Here is a 25,551-nt window from a genome sequence, read left to right as displayed (position 1 = left end):
GGTGCCGGGCGAGGCCAGCGCGTAGTTCGGCGCGCCATAGGCGCGGGCGGCGGCCGGCTGCGCGCCGGCATACAGCGCGCCCTGCGACACGAGGCGGGCGCTGACATAGCCGTATTGCGTCTGGCACCAGCTGCCGGTGCACCCGAGAATATCGACGGAAGATCCGGCTGGCAGTGACGCAACGACGCTGTAGCGCGCCCCGGGTCCGGAGCGCACATTCACATTCGCCGTCGTCGTCGCGGGCACGGCCGCGGCCTGCATCGTGCCGGCCAGAACCAGCCCGGCGGACAGCGCGAAGGATGTCGTGAACCTCATACGGTCCTCCTCGTCGCCGACCTGCGCCATGGCGCGCAGCATCAGCCATCCTCACGCTTGCCCTTTCTTGGGGTTGACGGCAATCAAATGCCGCAAAGATGGTTGCCAAGGTGCAACCCGAATCACTGAAACATCAGGACGTGGGCCGACGCTGCGTCCGCGCCACGGACGTGCCATGCGTGCCCGGCGATGCGACCATCGCCGCCGGACGGTGGCCGCGCCTCAACGCCGACGGTCGGGCGACCTCTGCGGGTTCCCGACCGTTTTCTTTGATATATCAAGCGCTTGGCTGGCGTCCTTCAGCCGTTGCCCGGCCGTGATGGACGCGCGGCCGCAGGCTCAGCCTTCCGCCTTCAGGCTCGCGATGGCGTCGAGCAGCAGCTCTTCCATCGTGCGCCGGATGCGATGCTCGGAAATATCGACGCCCTTGGCGTCGAAATCCGCCTTAACCTTCCGGAACACGTCTTCGTCGCCGGCTTCTTCGAGATCCGCCTCGATCAGGGACTTGGCGTAGGCCGCGGCCTCGTCGCCGGACAGGCCGAGCTTGTCGGCCGCCCACAGGCCCAGCGCGCGGTTGCGGCGGGCGCTCGCCTTGAAGCGCAGGGTCGCATCATGCGCGAACTTGGCTTCAAAGGCATCTTCACGATTATCGAACGTGCTCATGTCTCGCCCTCGTGCATGACTGGTCGCGGGCTTGATTATCGCGAGCCCGCCCCCAAATCAACGTCGCCGAAGCGCTCAGGTGCCCGCTACGTCAATGTGACGCCGGGCGCGGGGTTGCGCGGCACGCGCGGCCGCGTTGCGCGCCATCCCGTTTGTATCCGCTTCGCCAATCGGCTAGTGTCCGCGCGGGTACAGGTGCAACGCGATACGAATCGACAAAGCGCGCCTCGTTCGCATGCGCCCGAAGCACCCAGCCGTGGACCAGCAACACCGGAGCCCCGGCATCAATGGATTTCCTCAACCGACGGTACCCCCCCATGAGCCGCCGCCGCCGCATTTACGAAGGTAAGGCGAAGGTCCTGTATGAAGGTCCTGAGCCCGGCACTTTGATCCAGCACTTCAAGGATGACGCCACCGCGTTCAACGCGAAGAAACACGACGTCATCGACGGCAAAGGCGTGCTGAACAACCGCATCTCGGAATATGTCTTCCTGAAGCTGAACGAGATCGGTGTTCCCACCCACTTCATCAAGCGGCTGAACATGCGCGAGCAGCTCATCCGCGAAGTGGAGATCATTCCGCTCGAAGTCGTGGTGCGCAACGTTGCCGCCGGCTCGCTGTCGACCCGCCTCGGCATCGAGGAAGGCACGCAGCTCCCGCGCTCGATCATCGAGTTCTACTACAAGAACGACCAGCTCAACGACCCGATGGTGTCGGAAGAGCACATCACGGCGTTCGGCTGGGCGACGACCCAGGAGATCGACGACATCATCGCGCTCGCGATCCGCGTCAACGATTTCCTCTCGGGCCTGTTCCTCGGCGTCGGCATCCGTCTCGTCGATTTCAAGATGGAATGCGGGCGGCTGTGGGAAAACGACATGATGCGCATCGTCGTCGCCGACGAGATCAGCCCGGATTCGTGCCGGCTGTGGGACATCAAGTCGAACGACAAGCTCGACAAGGACCGCTTCCGCCGCGACATGGGCGGGCTGGTCGAAGCCTATTCTGAGGTCGCGCGTCGTCTCGGCATCATGTCCGAGAACGAGCGGTCCCCGACCGGCGGCCCGGTGCTGGTGAAGTCCGAGCCGGAGAAATGAGCCGTTGAGCCGCACGCGGCGCAATGCTAGGCGGGGGCGTTGAGCCCCCGCTTTACGTTTCTGACACCCGATGCGGGTGGCTGGATGCCCGAAAGGTTTCCGGCGGCCCGTCGCAAAGCGATGCAAAGAGCTGACCCATGAAGGCGCGCGTTCTCGTCACCCTCAAATCCGCCGTGCTCGACCCGCAGGGCAAAGCCATTGAAGGCGCGCTGCGCTCGCTCGGCGTGCCCGGTGTTGCCAGCGTTCGGCAGGGCAAGGTCTTCGACGTCGAACTCGACGGCGACGACAAGGTCCGCGCCGAAGCCACGCTGAAGGACGCGTGCGAGAAGCTGCTCGCCAATACGGTGATCGAAAGCTACCGCATCGAGTTCGTGGGTTAGGCCGATGAAATCCGCCGTCCTCGTCTTCCCCGGCTCCAATCGCGAGGGTGACGCCAAGCGCGCGCTGGAGAACGTCTCCGGCAGCCGCGTCAGCCTGGTCTGGCACGCCGAGACCGAGCTTCCGACCGGCACCGACCTCGTGGTGCTGCCCGGCGGCTTTTCCTATGGCGACTATCTGCGCTGCGGCGCCATCGCGGCCCGCGCCTCGATCATGGACGCGGTGCGCGCCCACGCCGCGCGCGGCGGCCTGGTGCTCGGCATCTGCAACGGCTTCCAGATCCTGTGCGAAAGCGGCCTGCTGCCGGGCGTGCTGGTGCGCAATGCCCGGCTGCGCTTCGTCTGCCGCGAGGCGCTGTTGAAGGTCGAGCGCACCGATACCCCGTTCACCCGCAAATACGCCAAGGGCGCCGTGGTGCGCTACCCGGTGGCGCATGGCGAGGGCAACTACGCCGCCGATGCCGAAACGCTCAAGCAGCTGGAAGGCGATGGGCGGGTGATCTTCCGCTATGTCACCGCGGACGGCCGGCGCGACGACACGCAGGTGCTGAACGGCGCGGCCAATTCCATCGCCGGCATCGCCTCGGAAAAGCTGAACGTGCTCGGCCTGATGCCGCACCCCGAAAACCATGTCGACCCGCTGCTCGGCCCGACCGACGGGCGCGGCCTGTTCGAGAGCATTGCCGGCGTGCTGGAAAAGGCGTGAGCCCCGCGCTCACCGCCCTGCCCCGCATGACGCGAAACGGAATGACGGCCCTCGCATGACCTCCCTTGAACCGAAGATCACTCCCCAGCTCGTCGCCGACCATGGGCTCAAGCCCGACGAGTATGAGCGCATTCTCACGCTGATCGGGCGGGAGCCCAGCTTCACCGAGCTCGGCATCTTCTCGGCGATGTGGAACGAACACTGTTCCTACAAGTCCTCGCGCCTGCACCTGAAGGGCCTGCCGACCAAGGCGCCCTGGGTGATCCAGGGCCCCGGCGAGAATGCCGGCGTGATCGACATCGGCGACGGGCAGGCCGCCGTGTTCAAGATGGAGAGCCACAACCACCCGTCCTATATCGAGCCCTATCAGGGCGCGGGCACGGGTGTCGGCGGCATTCTGCGCGACGTTTTCACCATGGGCGCGCGCCCGATCGCGGCGCTGAACGCGCTGCGCTTCGGCGACCCCAAGCATCCGCGCACGCGGCACCTCGTCGCCGGCGTGGTGGCGGGCATCGGCGGCTATGGCAATTCCTTCGGCGTGCCGACCGTCGGCGGCCTCGTGGGCTTCCACACGCGCTATGACGGCAATTGCCTGGTCAACGCCATGGCGGTCGGCCTCGCGGACGCCGACAAGATCTTCTACGCCAAGGCGACCGGCGTCGGCCTGCCCGTGGTCTATCTCGGCTCCAAGACCGGACGCGACGGCATCCACGGCGCCACCATGGCCTCGGCCGAGTTCGGCGAGGGCGCGGAGGAGAAGCGCCCCACCGTGCAGGTCGGCGACCCCTTCGCCGAGAAGCTGCTGCTGGAAGCCTGCCTCGAAATCATGGAAGCGGGCTGCGTGGTCGCGATCCAGGACATGGGCGCGGCCGGCCTCACCTGCTCGGCGGTCGAGATGGGCGCCAAGGGCGACCTCGGCATCGAGCTGGACCTCGACAAGCTGCCCTGCCGCGAGGCGGGCATGAGCGCCTATGAGATGATGCTCTCCGAGAGCCAGGAGCGCATGCTCATGGTGATCGCGCCCGGCAAGGAAGCGCAGGCCGAGGCGATCTTCCGCAAATGGGGTCTCGACTTCGCCATTGTCGGGCGCACCACCGACACGCTGCGCTTCGTGGTCAAGCACAAGGGCGAAGTGAAGGCCGATCTGCCGATCAAGGAACTGGGCGACGAGGCCCCGCTCTATGATCGCCCGTGGGTCGAGACGCCCAAGCAGCAGAATGTCGATCCCGCCTCGCTGGAGATTTCCGCCACTGTTCCCGGCGCGCTGGAGCGGCTGCTCGGCTCGCCGGACTTCGCCTCCAAGCGCTGGATCTGGGAACAATACGACCACCTGATCCTCAACAACACCGTGCAGCGCCCCGGCGGCGACGCGGCCGTGGTGCGTGTCGAGGATGGCCCGAAGGGGCTGGTCATGGCCTGCGACGTCACCCCGCGCTATTGTGAGGCCGATCCGTTCGAGGGCGGCAAGCAGGCGGTCGCGGAAGTGTGGCGCAACATCACCGCCGTCGGCGGCAAGCCGCTGGCGCTGACCGACAATCTCAACTTCGGCAATCCCGAGCGGCCCGAGATCATGGGCCAGCTCGTCGGCTGCCTGCGCGGTATCGGTGCGGCAGCGCTGGCGCTCGATTTCCCGGTCGTTTCCGGCAATGTCAGCCTCTACAACGAGACCAACGGCCGCGCGATCCTGCCGACCCCGACCATTGGCGGCGTCGGCGTGGTGGCCGATGTCGCGAAGACGGCGACGCTGGCGTTCAAGGACGATGGCGAGACCATCCTCGTCATCGGCGCCACCACGGGCTGGCTTGGCCAGTCGGCCTTCCTCTCGGAGATTCTCGACCGCGAGGATGGCGCCCCGCCCCCGGTCGACCTCGCGCTGGAGCGCAAGCATGGCGATTTCGTGCGCACGCTGATCGAGGAAGGTCTCGTCACCGCGGTGCATGACGTCTCCGATGGCGGCCTTCTGGTCGCCGTGGCCGAGATGGCGATGGCGTCGGGCATCGGCGCGACGCTCGTCGCCCCGCCCGCCGGCATGGTGCCGCACGCCTTCTGGTTCGGCGAGGACCAGGCGCGCTACATCGTGACGGTGGCCCACGCCAAGGCGCTCGTGCTCAAGCGCGCGGAAACTGCCGGCATCACGGTGGCAAAGCTCGGCGTAACCGGCTCCGACCGATTGAATATCCCGGGCGAGCGCCCAATTATCGTGGATGCGCTGCGTGAGCGTCACGAGGCGTGGTTGCCGATCTATATGGGCGCCGGCTTTTGATGTGAGGGAGCACTGACTTATGGCGATGGAAGCGGCCGAGATCGAGCGGCTGATCAAGCAGGGCCTTCCCGACGCGGACGTCTCGATCCGCGATCTCGCCGGCGACGGCAATCATTATGCCGCCACGGTGACGTGCGAGAGCTTTCGCGGAAAGAGCCGGGTGCAGCAGCACCAGATGGTCTATGCCGCGCTTCAGGGCCAGATGGGCGGCATCTTGCATGCCCTGGCCCTACAGACCAATGTACCGGAATGAACGCGGCTGAAAGCAGCCGTCAGCCGTATTTCTCAAGGGTTCCATCATGAGCATCCATGATTTCATTGACAGCCAGGTGAAGAGCAACGACGTCGTGGTCTTCATGAAGGGCACGCCGCAGTTTCCGATGTGCGGGTTCTCCGGCCAGGTCGCACAGATCCTGAACCATCTCGGCGTCGACTATAAGGGCATCAACGTTCTTGATTCCGACGAGATGCGCACCGGCATCAAGGAATACACCAACTGGCCCACCATCCCGCAGATCTTCGTCAAGGGCGAGTTCATCGGCGGCTGCGATATCGTGCGCGAGATGTTCCAGGCCGGCGAGCTGCAGACGCTGCTGGAAGAAAAGGGCGTCCCGGTGATGGGCAAGGCGACGGCCTGAGGTGGTCGCTGTACCACTACGATATGAGAAAGCCGCCTCTCGGGGCGGCTTTTTTCATGAGAGCGCGACCGTTGGTTAGAGTTGCGAAGTGTAGAATGGCGGCTTGATGTCCCACACCACTTCTATGTCAGATGGCTTCTTGCTGACCAAAAATGACTCCAGCTGAACTCGATAGCGATCCGCATACTCATGCAAAATATCGTCGAGGTTTATGATGACGTAGGCGATGCGCCGAGTATCAGCCTCGGAACAATAAGCCCGCATTTGCTTCGCAGCATTGTTCAAAGAACATTCTAGCTTCGTGAAAAATCCCTCGTCTAATTGGTCCACCACGTCAAAGACCTCATTCCTAGCGAACGTCTCTCTCTGCTGATCGGACCTGTTGATCGTTTTCACCTCACATAGAATTCTCCGACTTCCCTCAAACGCCTCCAGATCAGGGGTGCTCTGTCCGGATACAGGGATGAAGCGAATGTCGGAGTAGCCAGCGCTAACGAGGTATTTGTAACCCTTGGCCTCATTAAGCGTATTAAAGGCCTGCTCCCAAGCGCGTAGAGCATCCTTTCTTTTCAAGTCCGGTTCGACCTTTGCCTTGAGACAGGCCCACGCATCATAATCAAGAACCTGCAATTCCGCTTCGATATCCCGATACTGCTTCAGTTTCTGGGGGATTGCGGCCAGCGACGCGTTGAGGTTGTGGAAATACGCGCCTGCGGGTGCCGGTGTCGCGATCAGATCGCTGAGTTCATAAATTCTGGGAAGCTGCCCCCGGAACATTTCGTCGTTCCTCATGGTGGTTCCCGTTATGGTACGTGAAGTTTGGCCAGCTTGTATCGCACAACAAAAAAGCCGCCCGAAAGGGCGGCTTTTCCGTCTGTCGCGATCCGTTGCCGGATCAGCGCGAATAGTATTCGACCACGAGGTTCGGTTCCATCACCACCGGGTACGGCACCTCGTTGAGGTCCGGGGTGCGGACATACTTGGCGGTCATCTTGGAGTGATCGACCTCAAGATAGTCCGGCACGTCGCGCTCGCCGGAGGCGACGGCTTCGAGAACCAGGACCAGCTGGCGGGAGGCTTCCTTCACCTCGACCACGTCGCCGACCTTCACCTTGTAGCTCGGGATGTTGACGCGGTGGCCGTTCACCTTGATGTGGCCGTGGCTCACGAACTGGCGGGCGGCGAACACGGTGGGAACGAACTTGGCGCGGTACACCACGGCGTCCAGACGGCACTCGAGGAGGCCGATCAGGTTGGCGCCGGTGTCGCCCTTGAGGCGCGAGGCTTCCACATAGATGGCGTGGAACTGCTTCTCGCCGATCGAGGCGTAGTAGCCCTTCAGCTTTTGCTTGGCGCGCAGCTGCACGCCGAAGTCGGACAGCTTGCCCTTGCGGCGCTGGCCGTGCTGGCCGGGGCCATATTCACGCTTGTTGATGGGGCTCTTCGGGCGACCCCAGATATTCTCGCCCATACGGCGGTCAAGCTTGTGCTTGGCCGAAACGCGCTTGCTCATTGCGCTGGTCCTCTTCGCAAGGTTGCGGGTTGGATCGCGCCCCCTCCTCTTTGGCCACAAGGACCAATGACAGGCTCCGATCGAACGCGCCGACCGGCACCACGGGTGCGTGAAACATATCGCGGGGCCGTTGCCAGCCCCGCGAGTGATCGGGTGCATACGCGCGCCGGCCACAAAGGTCAAGCGCGCATGCAGCTTGCCGGGCTCAGCCCGCCGCGCCACCGTGCGAGGAGGCGGCCAGGCCGGCTCCCTGCGCGGCCGGCTCTTCGCCGCGCGCCATGAAGGCGCCGCGCACCGGCTTCAGCACGAACAGCGCCAGCAGCGCCGCCGTGGCGTTGAGGCCGACGGCAATGGCGAACACCGCGTACCAGCCATAGGCGGCCGCCACGACGCTCGCCAACGGCACCAGCAACGCCGCCGTGCCCTTGGCGGTATAGAGCATGCCGGCATTGGTGGCGGCGAATTTCGAGCCGAACGTGTCGCCGCAGGTCGCAGGGAACAGGCTGTATATTTCGCCGAACACGCCGAAGAAGCACGCCGTAGCCAGGACGAACACCAGCGGGTTCGAGCCGTGATAGACCAGCAGCAGCAGCATGACCGCGGCGGTGCCGAAGGCGATGAACATGGTGTTCTCACGCCCGATCCGGTCCGAGACATAGCCGAAGATCGGCCGGCCGAAGCCGTCGAAGATGCGATCCAGCGAGATCGCCAGCGTCAGCGCCACGGCCTGAAGCCCCAGCAGGTTGACCGGCACGTCGGCGACGCCGAGATCGTGGGCGATCGGGCCGATCTGCGCCGCAGCCATCAGGCCGCCAGACGCGACCATGACGAACATCAGGTAGAGCAGCCAGAACACCGGCTTGGAGAGCGTCTTGCTCGGGGGATAATCGACCTTGGTCTGCGGCAGGCTGATGGCCTTCTTGGGCGGGGCGATCTTCTGGCGGGGCGGATAAAGGAACTGGGCGGCGATCAGAACGATGATGCCCTGCCCGATGCCGAACCAGAAGAAGGCGGTCTCATAGCCGGAGTTGGCGATGACGTTGGCGATCGGCACCACGGTCAGCGCCGCGCCGGCGCCGAAGCCGGCCGCCGTGGCACCGGCGGCGAGGCCGCGCCGGTAGGGAAACCACTTCAGCGCATTGCCGACGCAGGTGCCGTAGACCGAGCCGGCACCAATGCCGCCGAGCACCGCGCCAAGATAGAGCATGGGCAGCGAGGCGGCGTAGGAATTGACGATCCAGGCCAGTGCGATCATCACCGCACCGAAGGAGAGCACGATCCGCGGGCCGTAGCGGTCGACGAACCAGGCCTCGATCGGCACTAGCCAGGTCTCGGTCAGCACGAAGATGGTGAAGGCGGTCTGGATCGCCGCCCGGCCCCACTGGTGCTTGGCGTCGATCGGATCGACGAACAGCGTCCAGCCATATTGAAGATTGGCGATCATCGCCATGCAGAGAATGCCGCATCCGAGCTGAACCCACGGTTCCCACGGACGCATCGCGACATCATTCTTGTTCATCTTTGTCTTCCTCGACCTGTTCGTAACACGCGGCTCTTCTGTGCGGCCGCTTACGGTTCTGACGGGCGTCTGGCCGCCCGGCCGGAATGAAGGCGATGCCCTGCCAATGTTTATGGGGGAGCGGCAGGCATCATTACCTCAAGTAAACCTTACCCTCGGTAACGATCAAACCTTTTAGATATTATGTATTTTCAATATGCACGTCAAATAACGTGCCAAATACGCTTACGTATCGTCACGTTACAGAATATTCATCGGACGAATATTGAAAGTAGAAGCTAATAAAAATTAGGTTATAGGTGTTGATTACGTTGTGTCTCTCGGCTGATGTTAGAGAATGTATTTCTCGTCCGCACGAAAAGGCCGGCGACATCCTTGCGTCATATGACGCAGCATCGCTCACTCGGTGGCGGGCCGGCGGTCGGAACAACTGGAAATCGGGGGCGCTCTAGTACGCAGTCGCGCGGCGAAAGCTGGCGGGTTCAGCGCGCGCCGCGCAGCGCGTTCAGTACATCGAGGCTGGCATAGCCGTCTGCCGGGGCGATTCCCGTCTTCTTCTGGAAGTCGCGCACCGCGCGCATGGTCATGTTGCCGACCCGTCCATCGACGCCGCCGGTATCGAATCCCGCGCGCGTCAGGCGCTTCTGCACTTCCTGAACCTCCGCCAGGGTGAGCGCGCGCTCGCCACCGGGAAACGGCGTAACGAATCCCGGCGAGCCCAGCACCCGGTCGCCGAGATGGCAGACCGCGAGGGCGTAGTTCATCGAGGGGTTATAGGACCGCACGGCGAAGAAATTCTGTGTCAGCAGGAAGCACGGTCCCTCCGCACCCGTGGGCGCCCACAGCCGCGTGCGGGCCTTGGGATGGGAGAAGCCGCCGCCTTCCACCGGCCTGATGCCGAGCTTGCCCCAGTCCTCGACGGTGCGAATGGTCTTGGCGTCCGCCGCCTTCGCGGCCGAGGCCGGCATCACGACCTCGAAGCCCCACGGCAGGCCGCGCTGATAGCCGCCGCGCTTGATGAGATAGCGCGAGCTGCCGGCCAGCGCATCGCCCACCTCATAGGGCGAGACCCGGCCGTCGCCGTCATAGTCGATGCCGAGATTGAGCCAGACTTCCGGCATCCACTGGGTGTGGCCCATGGCACCGGCCCAGGAGCCGAGCATGCCGTCCGGCTCGCCCCAGCCGCGCTGCACGATGGCCAGGGCATTGAGCAGCTCGGTCTCCCAATATTTGCGCCGTCGCGGCTCGCCCCAGGCCAGCGCTGCGAGCGAGGGGAAGACCGGGCGCATGTGATCGGGATCATCGACGAGTTCGCCGAAGGCGCTCTCCATGCCCCACAGGCCGAGCAGCACATCCGCCTCGACGCCGAAATCCTTCTCCAGCCGCTTCAGCAGGGCGGCGTTCTTCTTCAGCGCGGCTTGTCCGGTGACGATGCGCCATTCCGAAATGCGACGGTTGAGATATTGCCAGAGCTGTTCGCGGAACTCCGGCTGCGCGCGGTCTCTCGCATAGACCGAGGTGTCGGGCTCCAGCCCGCGCATCACCCGGTCATAGACCTGATCGGTGATGCCGCGCGCGCGGGCTCGCGCCCGGAACGTGGCGACCCAGGAATCGAACGGCTGCGCCGCGGTCTGCGCGCCCGCTGCCGGGACGCCGAACAGAAGGACGCCCGCGCCGCCGATAAAGGCGCGGCGGGTCAAGGGGTGGGCATCGCCGGAACGATCGGACCGAAAGGCACTCACGGCGCGGGCATGCTCCCTGTTATCGGCGCTCGTGCCGCTACGGCATGCTGACAAGCGATCATGACGCAGGCAAGGCCTCGCGTCACCTCGCCGGCCGTCACGCGACGGCTGGATCCAGCGAGACGATCTCGCCGGCACGCGCCTTGCGGCCGGTGAGCCGCTCCACCATCGCCGCGTCGAGCGGCGCGCCGGTCGAGAACAGCCGAAGCGGCATCGGGCTGGCGGCAAAGGCGACAGGGCCGAGCAGCGAGCCCATGCGCCGCGCGATGGCGGGCGCGGGATCGACCCAGCGCACCGGCCAGGGCGCGGCCCGTTCCAGCCGGTCGAGCACCAGCGGATAATGGGTGCAGGCCAGCACCACCGTATCGGTGCGCGCGCGTCCCTCACGCACGAAGCACGGCGCGATCTCCTGCGCGAACGCCTCGTCCGGCACAGATTCGCCGGCCATGGCGGCTTCGGCCAGCGGCGCGAGGCGGGTGGATCCGATCAGCGTCACCCGGCAGTTGCCCGCGAAATCGCGGATCAGCGCCTGCGTATAGTCGCGGCGCACCGTGCCCGGCGTCGCCAGCACGCTCACCTGCCGCGTCAGCGAGCTCTCGCAGGCGGGCTTGATGGCCGGAACCGTGCCGACGAAGGGAATGGCGTAGCGCGCCCGCAGCGCCGGCAGCACGGCGGTCGAAGCGGTGTTGCAGGCGATCACCACGGCATCGGGCGCCAGCCGCGCGATCAGCGCGCCGACCACGGCGAGCACGCGCGCGGTCAGCTCGGGCTCGGCGAGCGGGCCATAGGGAAAGCCGGCATCGTCGGCGGCATAGATGAAGCGGGCGTCAGGCCGGGTTCGCGCCAGCTCGCGGAATACCGACAGCCCGCCGAGGCCCGAATCGAAGACCAGTATGGTGGGCGCGCGCAGCGCGGTGGCAGGGCCATGGCCCGGAGTGAGAGGCGACACGACTGGCGGTCCAAAGGAGTGAGCCTGACCGTAACCGGAAACGGATGACATCTCTGTGCTCATCTGTTGACCTCCATCCCCGGCGGGAGTGTGGCCCAGTTTGGTGAACGGAAGGTTGAGACGTCTATCCTTCGCCTTCGCCGGTTTCCACAGCTCCGGCCGCCTTGCCGCTCAGCCGCGCCCTGGTGCGGGCCTCGCGCAGCGCCCTGCCCTCCACCAGTGCCGTGACCATGCCGTGCAGCGTGGCGATGTCCTGTCGCGTCAGCCCGACCCGGTGGAAGATGTCGCGGATGTTGCGGGTGGTGGAGGGCTGCTTTTCCTTGGAGCGGAAGAACGCCGCCGCTTCCAGCTCGCGCTCCACATGGTCGAAGAAGGCCAGCAGGTCGCCCTTGTCCGCCATCTGGTAGCGATCCGGCTGGGCGAAGGGCAGCGCGCCGCCGGTGGTGAGCTTGAACCATTCGTAGCACACCACGGCAACCGCCATGCCGAGATTGAGCGAGGCGAAGGCCGGGTTGACCGGAAGGGTCACGATGACGTCGGCGAGCGACACCTCGTCGGTATAGAGCCCGGTGCGCTCGCGGCCGAACAGCAGCCCGACCTCGTTGCCCGCCAGCGTGCGCGCGACGATCTCGCCGGCGAGCAGGTCGGCGCCGAGCACCGGCTTCTGCATGCCGCGTTCGCGCGCCGTCGTGGCCGCGACGAAGGACAGGTCGGCGATCGCCGAGCGCACATCGGGAAACAGCTCGGCATTCTCCAGAATGCGGTCGGCGCCCGATGCGAAGGTCACCGCTTTCGGATTGGGCCAGCCCTCGCGCGGATTGACGATCCGCAGCCGCGACACCCCGAAATTGCCCATGGCGCGCACCGCCGAGCCGATATTCTCGCCAAGCTGCGGCTCGACGAGGATCACGACCGGCCCGCCCTCGGGCCAGGGCTTGGTGCTGTCTGTTCCGGCGCCCGGCATGAATTGCGCTCCGCAAGCAAGGTGGAAAGGCAAAGCGGCTCGTATACCCCCCGCCGGTCCGCTTGCGAAGCGTGGTTGCACCACAGAGGCACCGGAGCGTACGGCATAAGCCGCGCATTGCCCCGAAAGTTGGCCTGCTGCGTGCTTTCACTTGAGCACGCGGCGCGCTATCACCGCGCACCGGCATATTCCACGCGGGCAGGCATTTCCGCGCGGAGGGTGCCGCGGCCCCATTACGACATCCGTTCCGTGCGAGGGTTATAATTCCATGGCGAAGATCAAGGTCGCGAATCCGGTCGTCGAACTCGACGGCGACGAGATGACCCGCATCATCTGGCAGTACATCAAGGACAAGCTGATCCACCCCTATCTCGACATCGATCTCGAATATTACGATCTGAGTGTCGAGAATCGCGATGCCACCGAGGACCAGGTGACGATCGACGCCGCCCACGCCATCAAGCGGGTGGGCGTCGGCGTGAAATGCGCGACCATCACGCCGGACGAGGCCCGCGTGAAGGAGTTCAACCTCAAGAAGATGTGGCGCTCGCCGAACGGCACGATCCGCAACATCCTTGGCGGCGTCATCTTCCGCGAGCCGATCATCGCCAAGAACGTGCCGCGCCTCGTTCCGGGCTGGACCCAGCCGATCATCGTCGGCCGCCACGCCTTCGGCGACCAGTACCGCGCCACCGACTTCAAGTTCCCCGGCAAGGGCACGCTCACCATCAAGTTCGTCGGCGAGGACGGCGCGGTGATCGAGCACGAGGTCTACAAGTCGCCGGGCTCCGGCGTCGCCATGGCGATGTACAACATCGACGAATCCATCATCGAGTTCGCGCGCGCCTCGCTGAACTACGGCCTGATCCGCAACTATCCGGTCTATCTCTCCACGAAGAACACGATCCTCAAGCAGTATGACGGCCGCTTCAAGGACATCTTCCAGGAGATCTACGAAGCCGAGTTCAAGGCCGAGTTCGAGAAGCGCAAGATCTGGTACGAGCACCGCCTGATCGACGACATGGTGGCCTCCGCCCTCAAATGGTCCGGCGGCTATGTCTGGGCCTGCAAGAACTATGACGGCGACGTGCAGTCCGACATCGTGGCGCAGGGCTTCGGTTCGCTCGGCCTGATGACCTCGGTGCTGATGACGCCGGATGGTCAGACGGTCGAGGCCGAAGCCGCCCACGGCACCGTCACGCGCCATTACCGCGAGCACCAGAAGGGCAAGGAGACCTCGACCAACTCCATCGCCTCCATCTTCGCCTGGACCCGCGGCCTCGCCCATCGCGCCAAGCTTGACGACAATGCCGACCTCGCCGCCTTCGCCAACACGCTGGAGAAGGTCTGCGTCGACACCGTCGAGAGCGGCTACATGACCAAGGACCTTGCGCTGCTGGTTGGCGCCGACCAGAAGTGGCTGTCCACCACCGGCTTCCTCGACAAGGTTTCCGACAATCTCAGCAAGGCGCTGAGCTGACGGCGCGCCCGGCCGTCGCGGGCCGGGCACCCTGCCCTCGCATCGAGTCGGCCGACGGGCCGGGAGCTACGCTTCCGGCCCGTTTGCTTTTCATTTCGGGCCGTCGTCGCTGTCGGGCAGTTCGTCGCCGGCAATATCGGTGCGCCGGCTGACCGGCTGCGGGCCGTCCGTATTGCGCGACACCGCCTGGATGCCCGCCCGGATCTGCGGATGGCGCCGCATGATGTCCGCGAGATCGGTGGAGTCCAGCACCAGAAGCATCGAGCGCTTGCGTGCCCGCGCCGTCGCCGCGCGCCGCGCCACATGCAGCAGCGCCATCTCACCGAAAAACTGGCCTTCCGAGAGCGTGACGGTCTCGTCGGCGAATTCCAGCTCCACCTCGCCCGAGGCGATGAAATACATCGAAGTCGCCTCCTCGCCGCGCCGCACGATCACCTCGCCGGCATGGGCGGTGTGGGCGGACAGCGCACGGTGAATCTCCCCGATGCCGGCCGCATCGAGATCGGCGAACAGAGGCACGCGCGCGACCATGCCCCAGGTGATGATGAAATCGCGCCGCTTGATCACTTCCACAAAAGCGGTCGCAATGATGCCGACCGGCAGGGCGATCATGATGATGCCCGAGAGCATGGTGAGCCCGGCAATGATGCGTCCCGGCACGGTGACCGGATAGACGTCGCCATAGCCGACCGTGGTCACGGTCGCCATCGACCACCACATGGCGGCGGGGATCGAGCCCAGATGGTCGGGCTGGACATGGCCTTCCGCCACATACATCGCCGAGGCGGAGAGCAGCACGGCGCCGGCCAGCAGCCAGAAGCAGGCCAGAAGCGACTGCGATTCCGAACGCAGTACCTCCAGCAGCGACTGCATGCCCGGCGAATACCGCGCCAGCTTCACGAAGCGCAGCAGCCGCAGAATGGCGAGCGTGCGCAAATTGATGCCCATCATCATCGAAATCAGGAAAGGCATCCACGCCAGGAGGTCGATGATCGCGGCCGGGGTCCACAGATGGCGCCAGCGCGCACGCCGCGCCGACAGCCCGCGATAGCGCGGGTTTTCCGGCGCGACCCAGATGCGCGCCAGATACTCGACCGCGAAGACAACGAGCGAGAACATCTCGAAGGCGCGAAACAGCAGCATCTCGCGCAGCAGCAGGCTCTCGACCGTCTCCAGCACCGCGAAGACCACATTTGCGACGATGAGAACGATGAGCCCGAGATTGACGATTTCGGCCGTGCGGTCCTGTACCGCGTCGCGCTCCAGCACCTGATAGCAGCGCCGCCGCTGCTGTCGCCGCCACGACGCCGAAAGCCAGCCCGTATTCTGGCCACGCGTTGTCATACCGGCCGCTCCCTCATCCCCGACGCCCGATCCCGGTGCGACTCACCGCTTGCGGCATGGCCCCGATCGCCGCCGGGCCTTCCATGCCACATGTCGGTCATGGCGGTCGCGGCCGGTCTCTCAACGACGGCGGGTTCACGACTGCGCCGTCCGCGCGCATTACGTCTGAGGTCGCGGCGGAACGCCAGAGGGATCGAGGGTCCCGAGCGGACGAACCGCGTCGCGGTGTCGTGCGCAGCGCTTCCCCCTGCCCGCCCCGTCGGCGCCTCTCCCGGCAACGGCCGGAGCGGGAATGACCTCGCCGACGCGATCATCGCTCCTGGCGCGGGCGACGGGGCAGCCACGGCGAAACTCCCGCGCGGCGTTTCCCGCCCCTATCCGTGCCGGTGACCGGCAGATCGCGGCAAGAAGGCTCGACCTGGAATTGGAGCCGCGCCCCACATTGCCGTTCCCTGCCGTGCCGCCAGCCGTACCTGCCGAAGCGGCGCGATCACCCGCGGCGCCTCGCTTCAGCGCCGGCCAGCGCAGCAGCGAGCGCCGGCCTGCCACGCGTATTTCCAGCACCATGAAACGCTGCAAGGCGCGGGATATCCGCGTCCCGCGCCCCGCCGGCTAGCCGGCCAGGGCGCTTTCAACAGCCGCGAGGGCTTCGGCCGCGCGCGCGCCATCCGGGCCACCGGCCTGCGCCATGTCGGGCCGGCCGCCGCCGCCCTTGCCGCCCAGCGCCTCGGCGCCCCGACGTACCAGCGCCACCGCGTCGAAGCGGGCCGTAAGGTCGGCCGTCACGCCGACGACCAGCACGCCCTTGCCGTCCGGCGCGGTGTTGACGATGGCCACCACCCCGGAACCGACCCGCTTCTTGGCCTCGTCGGCGATCGGCTTCATGTCCTTTGCGTCGACGCCGCTGACCGCGATCGGCAGATAGCTGATGCCGTTCACCGTCATGATGTCGGGCGCCGCCGAGCTGCTGCCGCCGCCGAAGGCAAGCTGCCGTTTGACGTCGCCGAGTTCGCGTTCCAGCCGGCGCCGCTCCTCGACCAGCGCCGCGATGCGCTCGCCGACATCGGCGACCGGCGCCTTGAGCAGACCCGCCGCCGCATGAAACGCGCGGCTTTCCTGGGAAAGGTGATGACGTGCGGCATCGCCTGTCATCGCCTCGATGCGGCGCACGCCGGCGCCGACCGCACTCTCGCCCAGCACGGTGACGATACCGATGTCCCCGGTCCGCGCGACATGGGTGCCGCCGCACAATTCCACGGAATAGGGCGCGCCATTGTCCGGCCCGGTGCCCATGGAGACCACGCGGACCTCCTCACCATATTTCTCGCCGAACAGGGCGCGCGCGCCCGATTCGATCGCCTCGTCGACCGCCATAAGCCGGGTCACGACAGGCTCGTTGCGCAGCACGACCCGGTTCGCCAGATCCTCGACCCGCTCCAGTTCGTCCTCGGACAACGGCTTGGGATGGCTGAAATCGAAGCGCAGCCGGTCCGGCGCCACGAGCGAGCCCTTCTGCGCGACATGATCGCCGAGCACACGACGCAGCGCCTCGTGCAGCAGATGGGTGGCTGAATGGTTGCCGCGAATCGCAGAACGCCGCCTCGCATCGACCGTCAGCGCCAGAGGCGTACCGATGGCGAGGGTGCCGGTCTCGACCTCGACTTCGTGGACAAAAATGTCGCCCAGTTTCTTCTGGGTGCCGATCACGCGAACGCTCAGACCGTCCTCGCCGGTCATCCGCCCGGTATCGCCGACCTGGCCGCCGGATTCGCCATAGAACGGGGTCTGGTTGAGGACGACCAGGCCACGCGAACCCGCCGCCAGGGTCGTGGCGCGCGCGCCCTCCGTAACCAGAGCCGTTACCGCACCCTCCGCGGTCTCGGTCTCATAGCCGAGAAACTCGGTCGCCCCGACCTCCTCGCGCACCCCGAACCACACCGTGTCGGTCGCGGCTTCACCCGAACCGGCCCAAGAGGCGCGCGCATCGGCGCGCTGGCGTTCCATGGCGGCATTGAAAGCGGTCTCGTCGACCGAGATGCCACGAGTGCGCAGCGCGTCCTCTGTCAGATCGAGCGGGAAGCCATAGGTGTCGTAGAGTTTGAACGCGGTGTCGCCGGAGAACTTGGCGCCGGCCGACAGGCCTTCGCTCTCGGTCTCAAGGATCGACAGGCCGCGCTCCAGCGTCTTGCGGAAGCGGGTTTCCTCCAGGCGCAGCGTCTCGGAGACCAGTGCTTCCGCGCGAACGATCTCGGGATAGGCACGGCCCATCTCGCGCACCAATACCGGAACGAGACGGTACATCAGTGGATCCTGCGCGCCCAGAAGCTGGGCGTGGCGCATGGCCCGGCGCATGATGCGGCGCAGCACATAGCCGCGGCCCTCATTGGAGGGCAGGACCCCGTCGGCGACCAGGAAGGTCGCGGCGCGCAGATGGTCGGCAATCACCCGATGGCTGGCCTTGCGCGGCCCGTTGGCCTCGACATTGGTCATTTCCTCGACCGCGCCGATCAAGGCGCGCATCAGGTCGATCTCGTAATTGTCGTGCGTGCCCTGGAGCACCGCGGAAATGCGCTCAAGCCCCATGCCGGTGTCGATGGACGGACGGGGCAGGTTTACGCGCTCGCCGCCGGCCATCTGCTCGAACTGCATAAAGACGAGATTCCAGATCTCGATGAAGCGGTCGCCATCCTCGTCCGGCGAGCCGGGAGGGCCACCGGGAATGTGGGGGCCGTGATCAAAGAAGATCTCCGAGCACGGGCCGCACGGGCCCGTATCGCCCATCTGCCAGAAATTGTCAGAGGTGGCGATGCGGATGATCTTCTCATCCGGCAGCCCGGCGATCCGCTTCCATAGCGAGAACGCCTCGTCATCCTCGTGATAGACGGTGACCAGGAGACGGTCGACCGGCAGCTCGAATTCCCGGGTGATCAGCTTCCAGGCGAACTCGATCGCGTTCTCCTTGAAATAGTCACCGAAGGAAAAATTCCCCAGCATTTCAAAGAACGTATGATGACGCGCCGTGTAGCCGACATTGTCGAGATCGTTATGCTTGCCGCCCGCACGGACACACTTCTGCGACGTCGCCGCGCGCTGGTAGGGCCGCTTCTCAACCCCGGTGAAAACATTCTTGAACTGCACCATGCCGGCATTGGTGAACATCAATGTCGGATCGTTGCGCGGGACAAGCGGCGAAGATTCGACCACCTGATGACCATTCTTCGCAAAATAATCGAGAAAGGTCGCACGTATCTCGTTAACGCCGCTCATGAATTCGTCCGCCAACTCCAAACAGCCGACGTTGCCGCCGGGACGCGCCCAAACGCGCGCCACCGGTTCTAACGGCGCTCAAATAGCTTGTCCAGAATGCTTCCCGCCCGTTGAGCGGGGCGGGCGAAGCCGGATCGGCGCAGGGAGCGCCTACCCGGTCACCTGTCGCGCGAACCGAGCCGGAGGGGTCACTCCGCCTCGTCTTCCCCTTCATTCGAACCCGCCAGAATCTGCTCGGCGATCAGGCCGGCATTCTGCCGTATGGTCGCCTCGATGCGATTGGCCACTTCCGGGTTCTGACGCAGGAAGTTCTTGGCATTCTCACGCCCCTGCCCCAGCCGCTGGTTGTCGTGCGAAAACCAGGCGCCGGACTTCTCGACCACCCCAGCCTTGATGCCGAGATCGATCAATTCGCCCATCTTCGAGACGCCCTCGCCATACATGATGTCGAACTCGACCTGCTTGAAAGGAGGCGCCAGCTTGTTCTTGACCACCTTCACGCGGGTCTGGTTGCCCACCACCTCGTCGCGCTCCTTGATCGAGCCGATGCGGCGGATGTCGAGACGGACCGAAGCATAGAATTTCAGCGCATTGCCGCCGGTCGTCGTCTCCGGGCTGCCATACATCACGCCGATCTTCATGCGGATCTGGTTGATGAAGATGACCATCGTGTTGGAGCGGCTGATCGAGGCGGTGAGCTTGCGCAGCGCCTGGCTCATCAGGCGCGCCTGCATACCCGGCTGGGAATCGCCCATCTCACCATCGAGTTCGGCGCGCGGGGTCAGAGCCGCCACCGAATCCACCACCAGCACGTCGACGGCACCGGAGCGCACCAGCGTATCGGCAATCTCCAGCGCCTGCTCGCCGGCGTCGGGCTGCGAGATCAGCAGTCCGTCGAGGTCCACGCCGAGCTTGCGCGCATAGATCGGGTCAAGCGCGTGCTCGGCGTCGATGAAGGCACACACCCCGCCCTTCTTCTGCGCTTCCGCGATGGTATGGAGCGCCAGCGTGGTCTTGCCCGAGGATTCCGGCCCGAAAATCTCCACGACACGGCCGCGCGGCAGACCGCCGACGCCGAGCGCGATATCAAGGCCGAGCGAGCCGGTCGACACGGTCTCGATCTCGAGAACCTTGTCATTCTTGCCCAGGCGCATGATCGAGCCCTTGCCAAAGGCCCGCTCGATCTGGCTCAGCGCGGCATCCAGCGCCTTGGTCTTGTCCATTGAAGTTCCTTCGACGAGTCGCAACGTGGATTGAGTCATTGCCGGGCTCCGGGTTGCACGCAAGGGGTGCCAATGGATTTGTCGGACTGAGGATGATTAAACGTACATGTTTTGTTCCATGTTCGCAATCTGTTCTTTTTGAATCCCGCAGAATGTCGGGCTCGTTCGGCGGCGCAAAGCACGGTACCAATCATGCATGTCCCCGCCTGCCGCCCGTTTTGCGAGAATCCCATGTCGAATGATGAGAAGCTGGCCCGGCTGCGGGCCAAATATGCCGATGTGTCCGGCTCGGTGATCTTCGATCCCGCCTTCAAGCGCGTGGCCGAGCTGCAGTTCAAGGGCGACCGGCGCGTGTGGCCCTGGGCCAATGCCGCCACGCTGCTCGGCGCGCCCTATCGCCCGGAGTTGCAGGACACGCCGGATTTCGGCGGGCTGGACATGGCGCTGATCGGCGTGCCGATGGACCTCGGCGTCACCAATCGCGCCGGCGCCCGGCTCGGTCCGCGCGCGGTCCGCGCCATCGAGCGCATCGGGCCTTACGAACATGTGCTCGGCATGGTGCCGGCCGCCGAGGCGGCCATCGCCGATATTGGCGACGTGCCCTTTGCCAGCCGGTTCAACCTCGAGACCTGTCACGCCGATATTGAGGCGTTCTTTGCCAAGGTGGTCGCGGCCGGCGTCATCCCGCTCAGCGTCGGGGGCGATCACTCCATCACCGGCTCGATCCTGAAGGCGGTCGGCGCCGCGCGGCCCGTGGGCATGCTGCACATCGACGCCCATTGCGATACCAGCGGCATCTATGAGGGCTCGAAGTTTCACCATGGCGGGCCGTTCCGCAAGGCGGTGCTGGACGGCACGCTCGATCCCGAGCGCACCATCCAGATCGGCATTCGCGGCGGGGCGGAGTTCCTGTGGGAATTTTCCTATGAGAGCGGCATGACGGTGATCCATGCCGAGGAAGTCACCGGGCTCGGCATTCCGGCGATCATCGAAAAGGCGCGGGAGGTGCTCGGCAACGGCCCGGTCTATGTCTCCTTCGACGTCGACAGCCTCGATCCGGCCTTCGCGCCGGGCACGGGCACGCCGGAAATCGGCGGGCTCACCTCGCGTGAGGTTCTGGAAATTCTTCGCGGACTCAATGGGCTGGATGTGATTGGTGGCGATGTGGTTGAAGTCGCGCCGCAATATGATGCGACCACAAACACGGCCCACGCCGCCGCACAGGTGCTGTTCGAGCTGTTCTGCATGGCGGTGACAGCGATGAAGGCGCGCCGGGGCGGGTGAGAGCGGTGCGCGCCCACCACCTCCAAATATTAACCTTCAATTAACCTTTGAACAGTTCGCAAACGCGATTCGCGACGACTTGGCGAGGTAGGTTTTTTGCATGGTTTCTCTCGTCTAACGCGTTGAGATTCCCACGAATCAGCTATGTTGTAAAAAATGGCTGGGAATAGTGACATGCAATCGAAATGGCGTGCACCTGCGTGCTATGTCGGGGTGGCTGCCCTGTGCGCCCTGTATCTCGCAATCGTTCCTGGCGTCACGCTTGCGGATGTCGCGGCCGGTGCAGGTATCGGCGCAGCGCTGATGTGGGCGATCAACGAATGGGAAGCCGGCAAATGGGGCGTGCGGATCGCGTTCCAGCCGATCGTGGCGGAGGCCCAGGCCGCCGTCCAGCCCGTTCAGGCTCAGGTTCAGCCGGTGGTCCAGGCCTCGCCGGTGGCCGCGCCAGCCGCTCAGCCTGAGGCCGCTCCGGTGGCGACGGCCGCGGCCCGCGAGGTGGCGCCGGAAGCCCCGCGCGCGCCGCCGCCCGCCAGCTCGGAAAGCTGGAAGATCGACGATGCCGAGCCGAGCTGGGACCCGTCGGCGCTCGCGGAAACCTGGGCCAAGCTGCGCCGAGAGCTCTCCATCAACCCGTCTGCCTCGCGCGCGGTGCCCCCGGCGCCGGACCTGCCGCTCACCGCGCAGCTCGCCAAGGGCTCACAGCTGGCCAAGGCGCAGCTTCCCGGACTTGCCGCCCGTTCGGCTGCCACCGGCACCGTGACCGCCAAGGCGGGCGCCGAGGCCCGTCCCTCAGCCAAGCCGTTCGCGTCGGCCCCTGCCCCGCAGCCGGCTCCTGCGTCCGCTCCGCGCAAGCCCGCAACGGAGGCGTCGCGCCTGTCGCAGACGCCGCCGCCCTCTTTCCTGCGCGCCGGAGCGATGCGCCCGCGCTGATCGCCGCAACGCCGGGTCAGACGACAAAAGCCGGGCTCATGCCCGGCTTTTTCATGTGGCGAGTGATGAGTGGGGGCGAGTAATGAGGTTGCTCACTCGTCGGCGGAATAGCGCTCTTCCTTCCACGGGTCCGCGTGGTTGTGGTAGCCGTTTTCCTCCCAGAAGCCGCGCTTGTCGAAGGTGCGGAACTCGATCCGCTGCAGCCACTTGGCGCTCTTCCAGAAATAGAGATGCGGCACCACGAGGCGCATCGGCGCGCCATGGGCGACGCTGAGCGGCTTGCCCTCCCAGCTATGCACCAGCATCGCGTCCTCGGCGGCGAAATCCTCCAGGGCGAGATTGGTGGTGTAGCCGTCGAAACTGTGCAGCAGAACGTGGCTGGCGCCCAGCTTCGGCATCACGATGTCGAGCAGGTCGCGCACCAGCAGGCCGTCCCAGCGATTATCGTAGCGCGACCAGGTGGTGACGCAGTGAATATCGGTGACGAGATGGCTCTGCGCATGGGACTGGAAGGTCGGCCAGTCCCAGGAGATCGGGGCCTCCACCGCCCCCGTGACATCGAAGCGCCAGTGGTTGAGCGGAATGTCCGGCTGAAGACCGAGATCGAGCACCGGCCAGTCCTTGACCAGATGCTGGCCGGGCGGCAGGCGCTCGTCATCCTCGCGGGTGACCTTGCCGGTGAGGAACTTGCCGGCCTGTGCCCAGGCGCGCTTGGTGCGGGTGAGCTTGCTGTCCGGGGGCGGGTCACCGCCGGCAAGCTCATCAGGCGCGGGGGGCTCGTCTGTCATCGCGGGTCTCCTCAGGCGGATAGCCGGGCGAATATAGCATCGCCTCGCCGCTCCGGATTCGAGGATCGCACGCTCGGTGCGTCACGAAATTGAGAAACGGCGGGCACGAGGCCCGCCGTTTCGGTTGGTCAGTGGCCGGCGCCGGCCGGGCGGCGGCGGCGCACCATCATGTTCAGCGCCTCCACACCGGCCGAGAACGCCATGGCGGTGTAGATGTAGCCCTTCGAGACGTGAGCGCCGAAGCCTTCCGCGATCAGCGTGGTGCCGATCAGCAGCAGGAAGCCCAGAGCCAACATCACGATCGACGGATTGCGATTGATGAAGTTGGCGAGCGGGCCGGCGGCCAGCAGCATGGTGAGCACCGCAACGATGACCGCGATCACCATGATCGGGATGTGCTCGGTCATGCCCACGGCGGTGATGATGCTGTCGACCGAGAACACCAGGTCGAGGATCAGGATCTGCACGATCGCCGCGCTGAAGCTCATCTGAAGCGTGCCACCGAGCGCCGCTTCCTGCTCTTCATGGGGCGCCATCGCGTGATGGATTTCCTTGGTCGCCTTCCACACCAGGAACAGGCCGCCGGCGATCAGGATCAGGTCGCGCCACGAGAAGGCGTGGCCGAACACCGTGAACACCGGGTGCACCAACTGCACGATGATCGCAACCGTCGACAGCAGGCCGAGGCGCATGATCAGGGCGAGCCCGATGCCGATGCGCCGCGCGCGGGGCCGGATGTCCTCAGGCAATTTGTTGGTGAGAATCGAGATGAACAGCAGGTTGTCGATGCCGAGCACGACTTCCATGGCCATCAGGGTGATGAGCGCCGCCCAGGCTTCCGGGCTGGCGGCAAGCTGCAGCAGATATTCCGTCATGAGTGTCCCTCCCCCGCGCTAATCAGATAAACGCACGAATGGGCCGGGGAAACATCCGTTTCTCCGGGGTACAGGTCGATTCACGGTGCTGCGGTAGCATTTGACACGGTTCTCCAGCCAGCATGACATCGGAAATCGATCCGACATCACGCGAACGCCGGCAAGGCTCGCGTCAGAGGGGCCCGGATCATCGGGTAGGCGGAACTTAGTGGAGACCCGCGCACTTTCCATCCGTCCCGGGCCATGACAGATTGTCGCACCCCCTGCTGGTAGCCTCTTCCGCCCTTCGGTAACTGTTGAACGAATGCGACATGGCCACTGTTCGTGTGCGACGGGCGCTTTCTAGGCTCGCGGGAGCGTGTCATCGTTCGTTCATCGCCCCGAACTAGAGCGGACCCGGTTTCGCCCTTGGGGCCTCTGGGAGGTTAGAATGACCCGTTTTTCCCGCCGCGACATCATGAAGGCCGGCGCCTTCGCGCTCGCCGCTCCCGCCGTTCTGCGCGCCCATGACGCGCTGGCCAGCTCCGGCTCGGTCGCCGTTTATGCCTGGGGCGACTATTTCGACAAGAACACCATCCTGGCCGACTTCACCAATGCCACCGGCATCAAGGTGAACCTGTCGACCTACGGCTCCAACGAGGAGGCCGAGAACAAGCTGCGCGCCGCCGGCGGCAAGGGCTTCGACATCCTGTTCCCGTCGGTCGACACCGGCCCGAACTACTACAAGGACAACCTGCTGCAGCCGATCGACGAGGCGAAGTTCAAATCGGCGCAGGTCATCCCCTCGATCTACCGCAACTCGCTGACCCTCGGCGCCGCCCATCGCGGCAAGCGCTTCCTCGTGCCCTTCGACTGGGGCACGGAAGGCATCACCTGGGATTCGACCAAGTTCCCCGGCAAGGTGTCCGGCGACATCTCCTATGGCGACATGTGGCTCGCCGATCACCCCAAGCAGACCGCGATCCGCCAGAAGTCGGTGTTCAACGGCGTCGCGCTCTATCTCGACGCCAACGGCACGCTCAAGAGCAACCGCGGCCTCGACCTCTACAAGTCGGAAGCCGAGAGCCGCCGCGTGTTCGAGGGCTGCCTGAAGTTCATCCTCGAACACAAGGGCAATATCGGCGCCTACTGGAACAACGCGACGGAGGCCACCGCCGCCTTCACCGACGCGGGCTGCACCATCGGCCAGACCTGGGACACCACCGGCATCCTGCTCGGCCGCAAGACCAGCCCGAACTGGAAGTACGGCATGCCCAAGGAAGGCGGCCTCGCCTGGACCGACACGCTGGCCATTCCCTCGGGCGCGGCCAATCTCGAACAGGCCTATGCCTTCGCGAACTTCCTCTATCAGCCGGAAGTGGGCGCGCTGTTCGCCAACACCACCGGCTATAACAGCTGCGCCGTGAAGGCCGAGAACTACCTGTCGGCGGAAGCGCGTTCGGCCTTCGAGGCGGCCTATCCGGCCGGCACCATCGACAACCTGTTCTGGTGGCCGATGCAGACCGACTTCTACGCCAAGCTGCGCTCTGAGTTCGTCGAGAAGCTCACCAACAGCTGATCGCGCGGCCCGGCACGCCCGGGCCTTCCGCCTCCAACGTCATCCCCGGGCGTGTC

At 65.3% G+C, this 25,551-nt stretch carries 23 protein-coding genes; 10 read left to right on the top strand and 13 right to left on the bottom strand.

Annotation, left to right across the window (positions count from 1 at the left end):
* A partial coding sequence (locus MKI84_RS03200) for an SH3 domain-containing protein (protein WP_241616494.1) occupies window positions 1-357 on the bottom strand: 357 nt, incomplete at its 3' end.
* 297 nt (window positions 358-654) lie between these two features.
* Window positions 655-978, bottom strand: coding sequence for a DUF1476 domain-containing protein (locus tag MKI84_RS03195; protein WP_241616493.1), 324 nt, complete (start codon window positions 976-978; stop codon window positions 655-657).
* A 287-nt stretch (window positions 979-1,265) separates the two neighbouring features.
* Between MKI84_RS03195 and purC the strand changes: the two genes are divergently transcribed.
* The 6 genes from purC to grxD all read left to right on the top strand — a co-directional run bounded on the left by purC (window position 1,266) and on the right by grxD (window position 6,059).
* Window positions 1,266-2,075: a phosphoribosylaminoimidazolesuccinocarboxamide synthase gene (gene purC, locus MKI84_RS03190; RefSeq protein WP_241616492.1), complete on the top strand. Its 810-nt coding sequence runs from the start codon at window positions 1,266-1,268 to the stop codon at window positions 2,073-2,075.
* Between the two features lie 137 nt (window positions 2,076-2,212).
* Entirely contained in the window at window positions 2,213-2,455 is a 243-nt protein-coding gene (gene purS, locus MKI84_RS03185; protein WP_241616491.1) for a phosphoribosylformylglycinamidine synthase subunit PurS, read from the top strand.
* Window positions 2,456-2,459: 4 nt separating this feature from the next.
* Entirely contained in the window at window positions 2,460-3,158 is a 699-nt protein-coding gene (gene purQ, locus MKI84_RS03180) for a phosphoribosylformylglycinamidine synthase subunit PurQ (RefSeq protein WP_241616490.1), read from the top strand.
* Window positions 3,159-3,213: 55 nt separating this feature from the next.
* Complete coding sequence (purL, locus tag MKI84_RS03175) at window positions 3,214-5,421, top strand: phosphoribosylformylglycinamidine synthase subunit PurL (RefSeq protein WP_241616489.1); 2,208 nt, start codon at window positions 3,214-3,216, stop codon at window positions 5,419-5,421.
* Between the two features lie 19 nt (window positions 5,422-5,440).
* On the top strand, window positions 5,441-5,674 hold the full coding sequence (locus tag MKI84_RS03170) for a BolA family protein (RefSeq protein WP_241616488.1): 234 nt from the start codon (window positions 5,441-5,443) through the stop codon (window positions 5,672-5,674).
* Between the two features lie 43 nt (window positions 5,675-5,717).
* A complete protein-coding gene (gene grxD / locus MKI84_RS03165) occupies window positions 5,718-6,059 on the top strand; it encodes a Grx4 family monothiol glutaredoxin (protein WP_241616530.1) in 342 nt (113 codons plus the stop codon).
* Window positions 6,060-6,134: 75 nt separating this feature from the next.
* Here grxD and MKI84_RS03160 read toward each other — a convergent pair whose 3' ends face one another.
* The 6 genes from MKI84_RS03160 to MKI84_RS03135 all read right to left on the bottom strand — a co-directional run bounded on the left by MKI84_RS03160 (window position 6,135) and on the right by MKI84_RS03135 (window position 12,746).
* Window positions 6,135-6,851 (bottom strand): hypothetical protein, encoded by a 717-nt coding sequence (locus tag MKI84_RS03160; protein ID WP_241616487.1) that lies wholly within the window; start codon window positions 6,849-6,851, stop codon window positions 6,135-6,137.
* A gap of 103 nt (window positions 6,852-6,954) precedes the next feature.
* Window positions 6,955-7,572, bottom strand: coding sequence for a 30S ribosomal protein S4 (gene rpsD, locus MKI84_RS03155; protein WP_241616486.1), 618 nt, complete (start codon window positions 7,570-7,572; stop codon window positions 6,955-6,957).
* A 205-nt stretch (window positions 7,573-7,777) separates the two neighbouring features.
* Complete coding sequence (oxlT, locus tag MKI84_RS03150; RefSeq protein ID WP_241616485.1) at window positions 7,778-9,091, bottom strand: oxalate/formate MFS antiporter; 1,314 nt, start codon at window positions 9,089-9,091, stop codon at window positions 7,778-7,780.
* Between the two features lie 482 nt (window positions 9,092-9,573).
* On the bottom strand, window positions 9,574-10,833 hold the full coding sequence (locus MKI84_RS03145; protein WP_425353784.1) for a lytic murein transglycosylase: 1,260 nt from the start codon (window positions 10,831-10,833) through the stop codon (window positions 9,574-9,576).
* Between the two features lie 97 nt (window positions 10,834-10,930).
* Window positions 10,931-11,782: a glutamate racemase gene (murI, locus tag MKI84_RS03140; RefSeq protein ID WP_241616484.1), complete on the bottom strand. Its 852-nt coding sequence runs from the start codon at window positions 11,780-11,782 to the stop codon at window positions 10,931-10,933.
* Between the two features lie 124 nt (window positions 11,783-11,906).
* Window positions 11,907-12,746 carry an RNA methyltransferase gene (locus MKI84_RS03135; RefSeq protein ID WP_241616483.1) on the bottom strand — a complete coding sequence of 280 codons (840 nt, stop codon included), beginning with the start codon at window positions 12,744-12,746 and terminating at the stop codon, window positions 11,907-11,909.
* Between the two features lie 268 nt (window positions 12,747-13,014).
* Here MKI84_RS03135 and MKI84_RS03130 point away from each other — a divergent pair, with 268 nt between their 5' ends.
* On the top strand, window positions 13,015-14,226 hold the full coding sequence (locus tag MKI84_RS03130; RefSeq protein ID WP_241616482.1) for an NADP-dependent isocitrate dehydrogenase: 1,212 nt from the start codon (window positions 13,015-13,017) through the stop codon (window positions 14,224-14,226).
* 90 nt (window positions 14,227-14,316) lie between these two features.
* On the opposite strand, the gene MKI84_RS03125 is transcribed toward MKI84_RS03130, so the two are convergent.
* From MKI84_RS03125 to recA, 3 genes are all read right to left on the bottom strand, one after another.
* Entirely contained in the window at window positions 14,317-15,570 is a 1,254-nt protein-coding gene (locus tag MKI84_RS03125; RefSeq protein WP_241616481.1) for a cyclic nucleotide-gated ion channel, read from the bottom strand.
* A gap of 612 nt (window positions 15,571-16,182) precedes the next feature.
* On the bottom strand, window positions 16,183-18,837 hold the full coding sequence (alaS, locus tag MKI84_RS03120) for an alanine--tRNA ligase (RefSeq protein WP_241616480.1): 2,655 nt from the start codon (window positions 18,835-18,837) through the stop codon (window positions 16,183-16,185).
* Between the two features lie 188 nt (window positions 18,838-19,025).
* Complete coding sequence (gene recA / locus MKI84_RS03115) at window positions 19,026-20,099, bottom strand: recombinase RecA (RefSeq protein WP_241616479.1); 1,074 nt, start codon at window positions 20,097-20,099, stop codon at window positions 19,026-19,028.
* Window positions 20,100-20,291: 192 nt separating this feature from the next.
* Here recA and speB point away from each other — a divergent pair, with 192 nt between their 5' ends.
* Both speB and MKI84_RS03105 read left to right on the top strand, forming a co-directional pair.
* Window positions 20,292-21,344: an agmatinase gene (gene speB / locus MKI84_RS03110; RefSeq protein WP_241616478.1), complete on the top strand. Its 1,053-nt coding sequence runs from the start codon at window positions 20,292-20,294 to the stop codon at window positions 21,342-21,344.
* Between the two features lie 174 nt (window positions 21,345-21,518).
* Window positions 21,519-22,274 (top strand): hypothetical protein, encoded by a 756-nt coding sequence (locus MKI84_RS03105; protein WP_241616477.1) that lies wholly within the window; start codon window positions 21,519-21,521, stop codon window positions 22,272-22,274.
* 92 nt (window positions 22,275-22,366) lie between these two features.
* On the opposite strand, the gene MKI84_RS03100 is transcribed toward MKI84_RS03105, so the two are convergent.
* Window positions 22,367-23,062 (bottom strand): sulfite oxidase-like oxidoreductase, encoded by a 696-nt coding sequence (locus MKI84_RS03100; RefSeq protein ID WP_241616476.1) that lies wholly within the window; start codon window positions 23,060-23,062, stop codon window positions 22,367-22,369.
* Window positions 23,063-23,190: 128 nt separating this feature from the next.
* Complete coding sequence (locus MKI84_RS03095; RefSeq protein ID WP_241616475.1) at window positions 23,191-23,937, bottom strand: TerC family protein; 747 nt, start codon at window positions 23,935-23,937, stop codon at window positions 23,191-23,193.
* A gap of 430 nt (window positions 23,938-24,367) precedes the next feature.
* On the opposite strand from MKI84_RS03095, the gene MKI84_RS03090 reads away from it, so the two are divergent.
* Window positions 24,368-25,495: an extracellular solute-binding protein gene (locus MKI84_RS03090; RefSeq protein WP_241616474.1), complete on the top strand. Its 1,128-nt coding sequence runs from the start codon at window positions 24,368-24,370 to the stop codon at window positions 25,493-25,495.
* Window positions 25,496-25,551: the final 56 nt, after the last annotated feature.

The organism is Ancylobacter gelatini (assembly GCF_022601675.1).
Taxonomy (GTDB): Bacteria; Pseudomonadota; Alphaproteobacteria; order Rhizobiales; family Xanthobacteraceae; genus Ancylobacter; species Ancylobacter gelatini.
The sequence above is the reverse complement of the archived record's forward strand: the minus strand, read 5'-3'. Positions and strand labels throughout refer to the sequence as shown.

What these genes read in the sequence shown, in the direction of transcription:
- MKI84_RS03160 (WP_241616487.1), bottom strand. Translation starts at nt 6,851, where the DNA reads ATGAGGAACGACGAAATGTTCCGGGGGCAGCTTCCCAGAATTTATGAA.
- purL (WP_241616489.1), top strand. Translation starts at nt 3,214, where the DNA reads ATGACCTCCCTTGAACCGAAGATCACTCCCCAGCTCGTCGCCGACCAT.
- MKI84_RS03135 (WP_241616483.1), bottom strand. Translation starts at nt 12,746, where the DNA reads ATGCCGGGCGCCGGAACAGACAGCACCAAGCCCTGGCCCGAGGGCGGG.
- MKI84_RS03095 (WP_241616475.1), bottom strand. Translation starts at nt 23,937, where the DNA reads ATGACGGAATATCTGCTGCAGCTTGCCGCCAGCCCGGAAGCCTGGGCG.
- MKI84_RS03125 (WP_241616481.1), bottom strand. Translation starts at nt 15,570, where the DNA reads ATGACAACGCGTGGCCAGAATACGGGCTGGCTTTCGGCGTCGTGGCGG.
- purS (WP_241616491.1), top strand. Translation starts at nt 2,213, where the DNA reads ATGAAGGCGCGCGTTCTCGTCACCCTCAAATCCGCCGTGCTCGACCCG.
- MKI84_RS03105 (WP_241616477.1), top strand. Translation starts at nt 21,519, where the DNA reads ATGCAATCGAAATGGCGTGCACCTGCGTGCTATGTCGGGGTGGCTGCC.
- MKI84_RS03195 (WP_241616493.1), bottom strand. Translation starts at nt 978, where the DNA reads ATGAGCACGTTCGATAATCGTGAAGATGCCTTTGAAGCCAAGTTCGCG.
- alaS (WP_241616480.1), bottom strand. Translation starts at nt 18,837, where the DNA reads ATGAGCGGCGTTAACGAGATACGTGCGACCTTTCTCGATTATTTTGCG.
- rpsD (WP_241616486.1), bottom strand. Translation starts at nt 7,572, where the DNA reads ATGAGCAAGCGCGTTTCGGCCAAGCACAAGCTTGACCGCCGTATGGGC.
- oxlT (WP_241616485.1), bottom strand. Translation starts at nt 9,091, where the DNA reads ATGAACAAGAATGATGTCGCGATGCGTCCGTGGGAACCGTGGGTTCAG.
- MKI84_RS03170 (WP_241616488.1), top strand. Translation starts at nt 5,441, where the DNA reads ATGGCGATGGAAGCGGCCGAGATCGAGCGGCTGATCAAGCAGGGCCTT.
- MKI84_RS03100 (WP_241616476.1), bottom strand. Translation starts at nt 23,062, where the DNA reads ATGACAGACGAGCCCCCCGCGCCTGATGAGCTTGCCGGCGGTGACCCG.
- recA (WP_241616479.1), bottom strand. Translation starts at nt 20,099, where the DNA reads ATGACTCAATCCACGTTGCGACTCGTCGAAGGAACTTCAATGGACAAG.
- purQ (WP_241616490.1), top strand. Translation starts at nt 2,460, where the DNA reads ATGAAATCCGCCGTCCTCGTCTTCCCCGGCTCCAATCGCGAGGGTGAC.
- MKI84_RS03090 (WP_241616474.1), top strand. Translation starts at nt 24,368, where the DNA reads ATGACCCGTTTTTCCCGCCGCGACATCATGAAGGCCGGCGCCTTCGCG.
- purC (WP_241616492.1), top strand. Translation starts at nt 1,266, where the DNA reads ATGGATTTCCTCAACCGACGGTACCCCCCCATGAGCCGCCGCCGCCGC.
- MKI84_RS03130 (WP_241616482.1), top strand. Translation starts at nt 13,015, where the DNA reads ATGGCGAAGATCAAGGTCGCGAATCCGGTCGTCGAACTCGACGGCGAC.
- speB (WP_241616478.1), top strand. Translation starts at nt 20,292, where the DNA reads ATGTCGAATGATGAGAAGCTGGCCCGGCTGCGGGCCAAATATGCCGAT.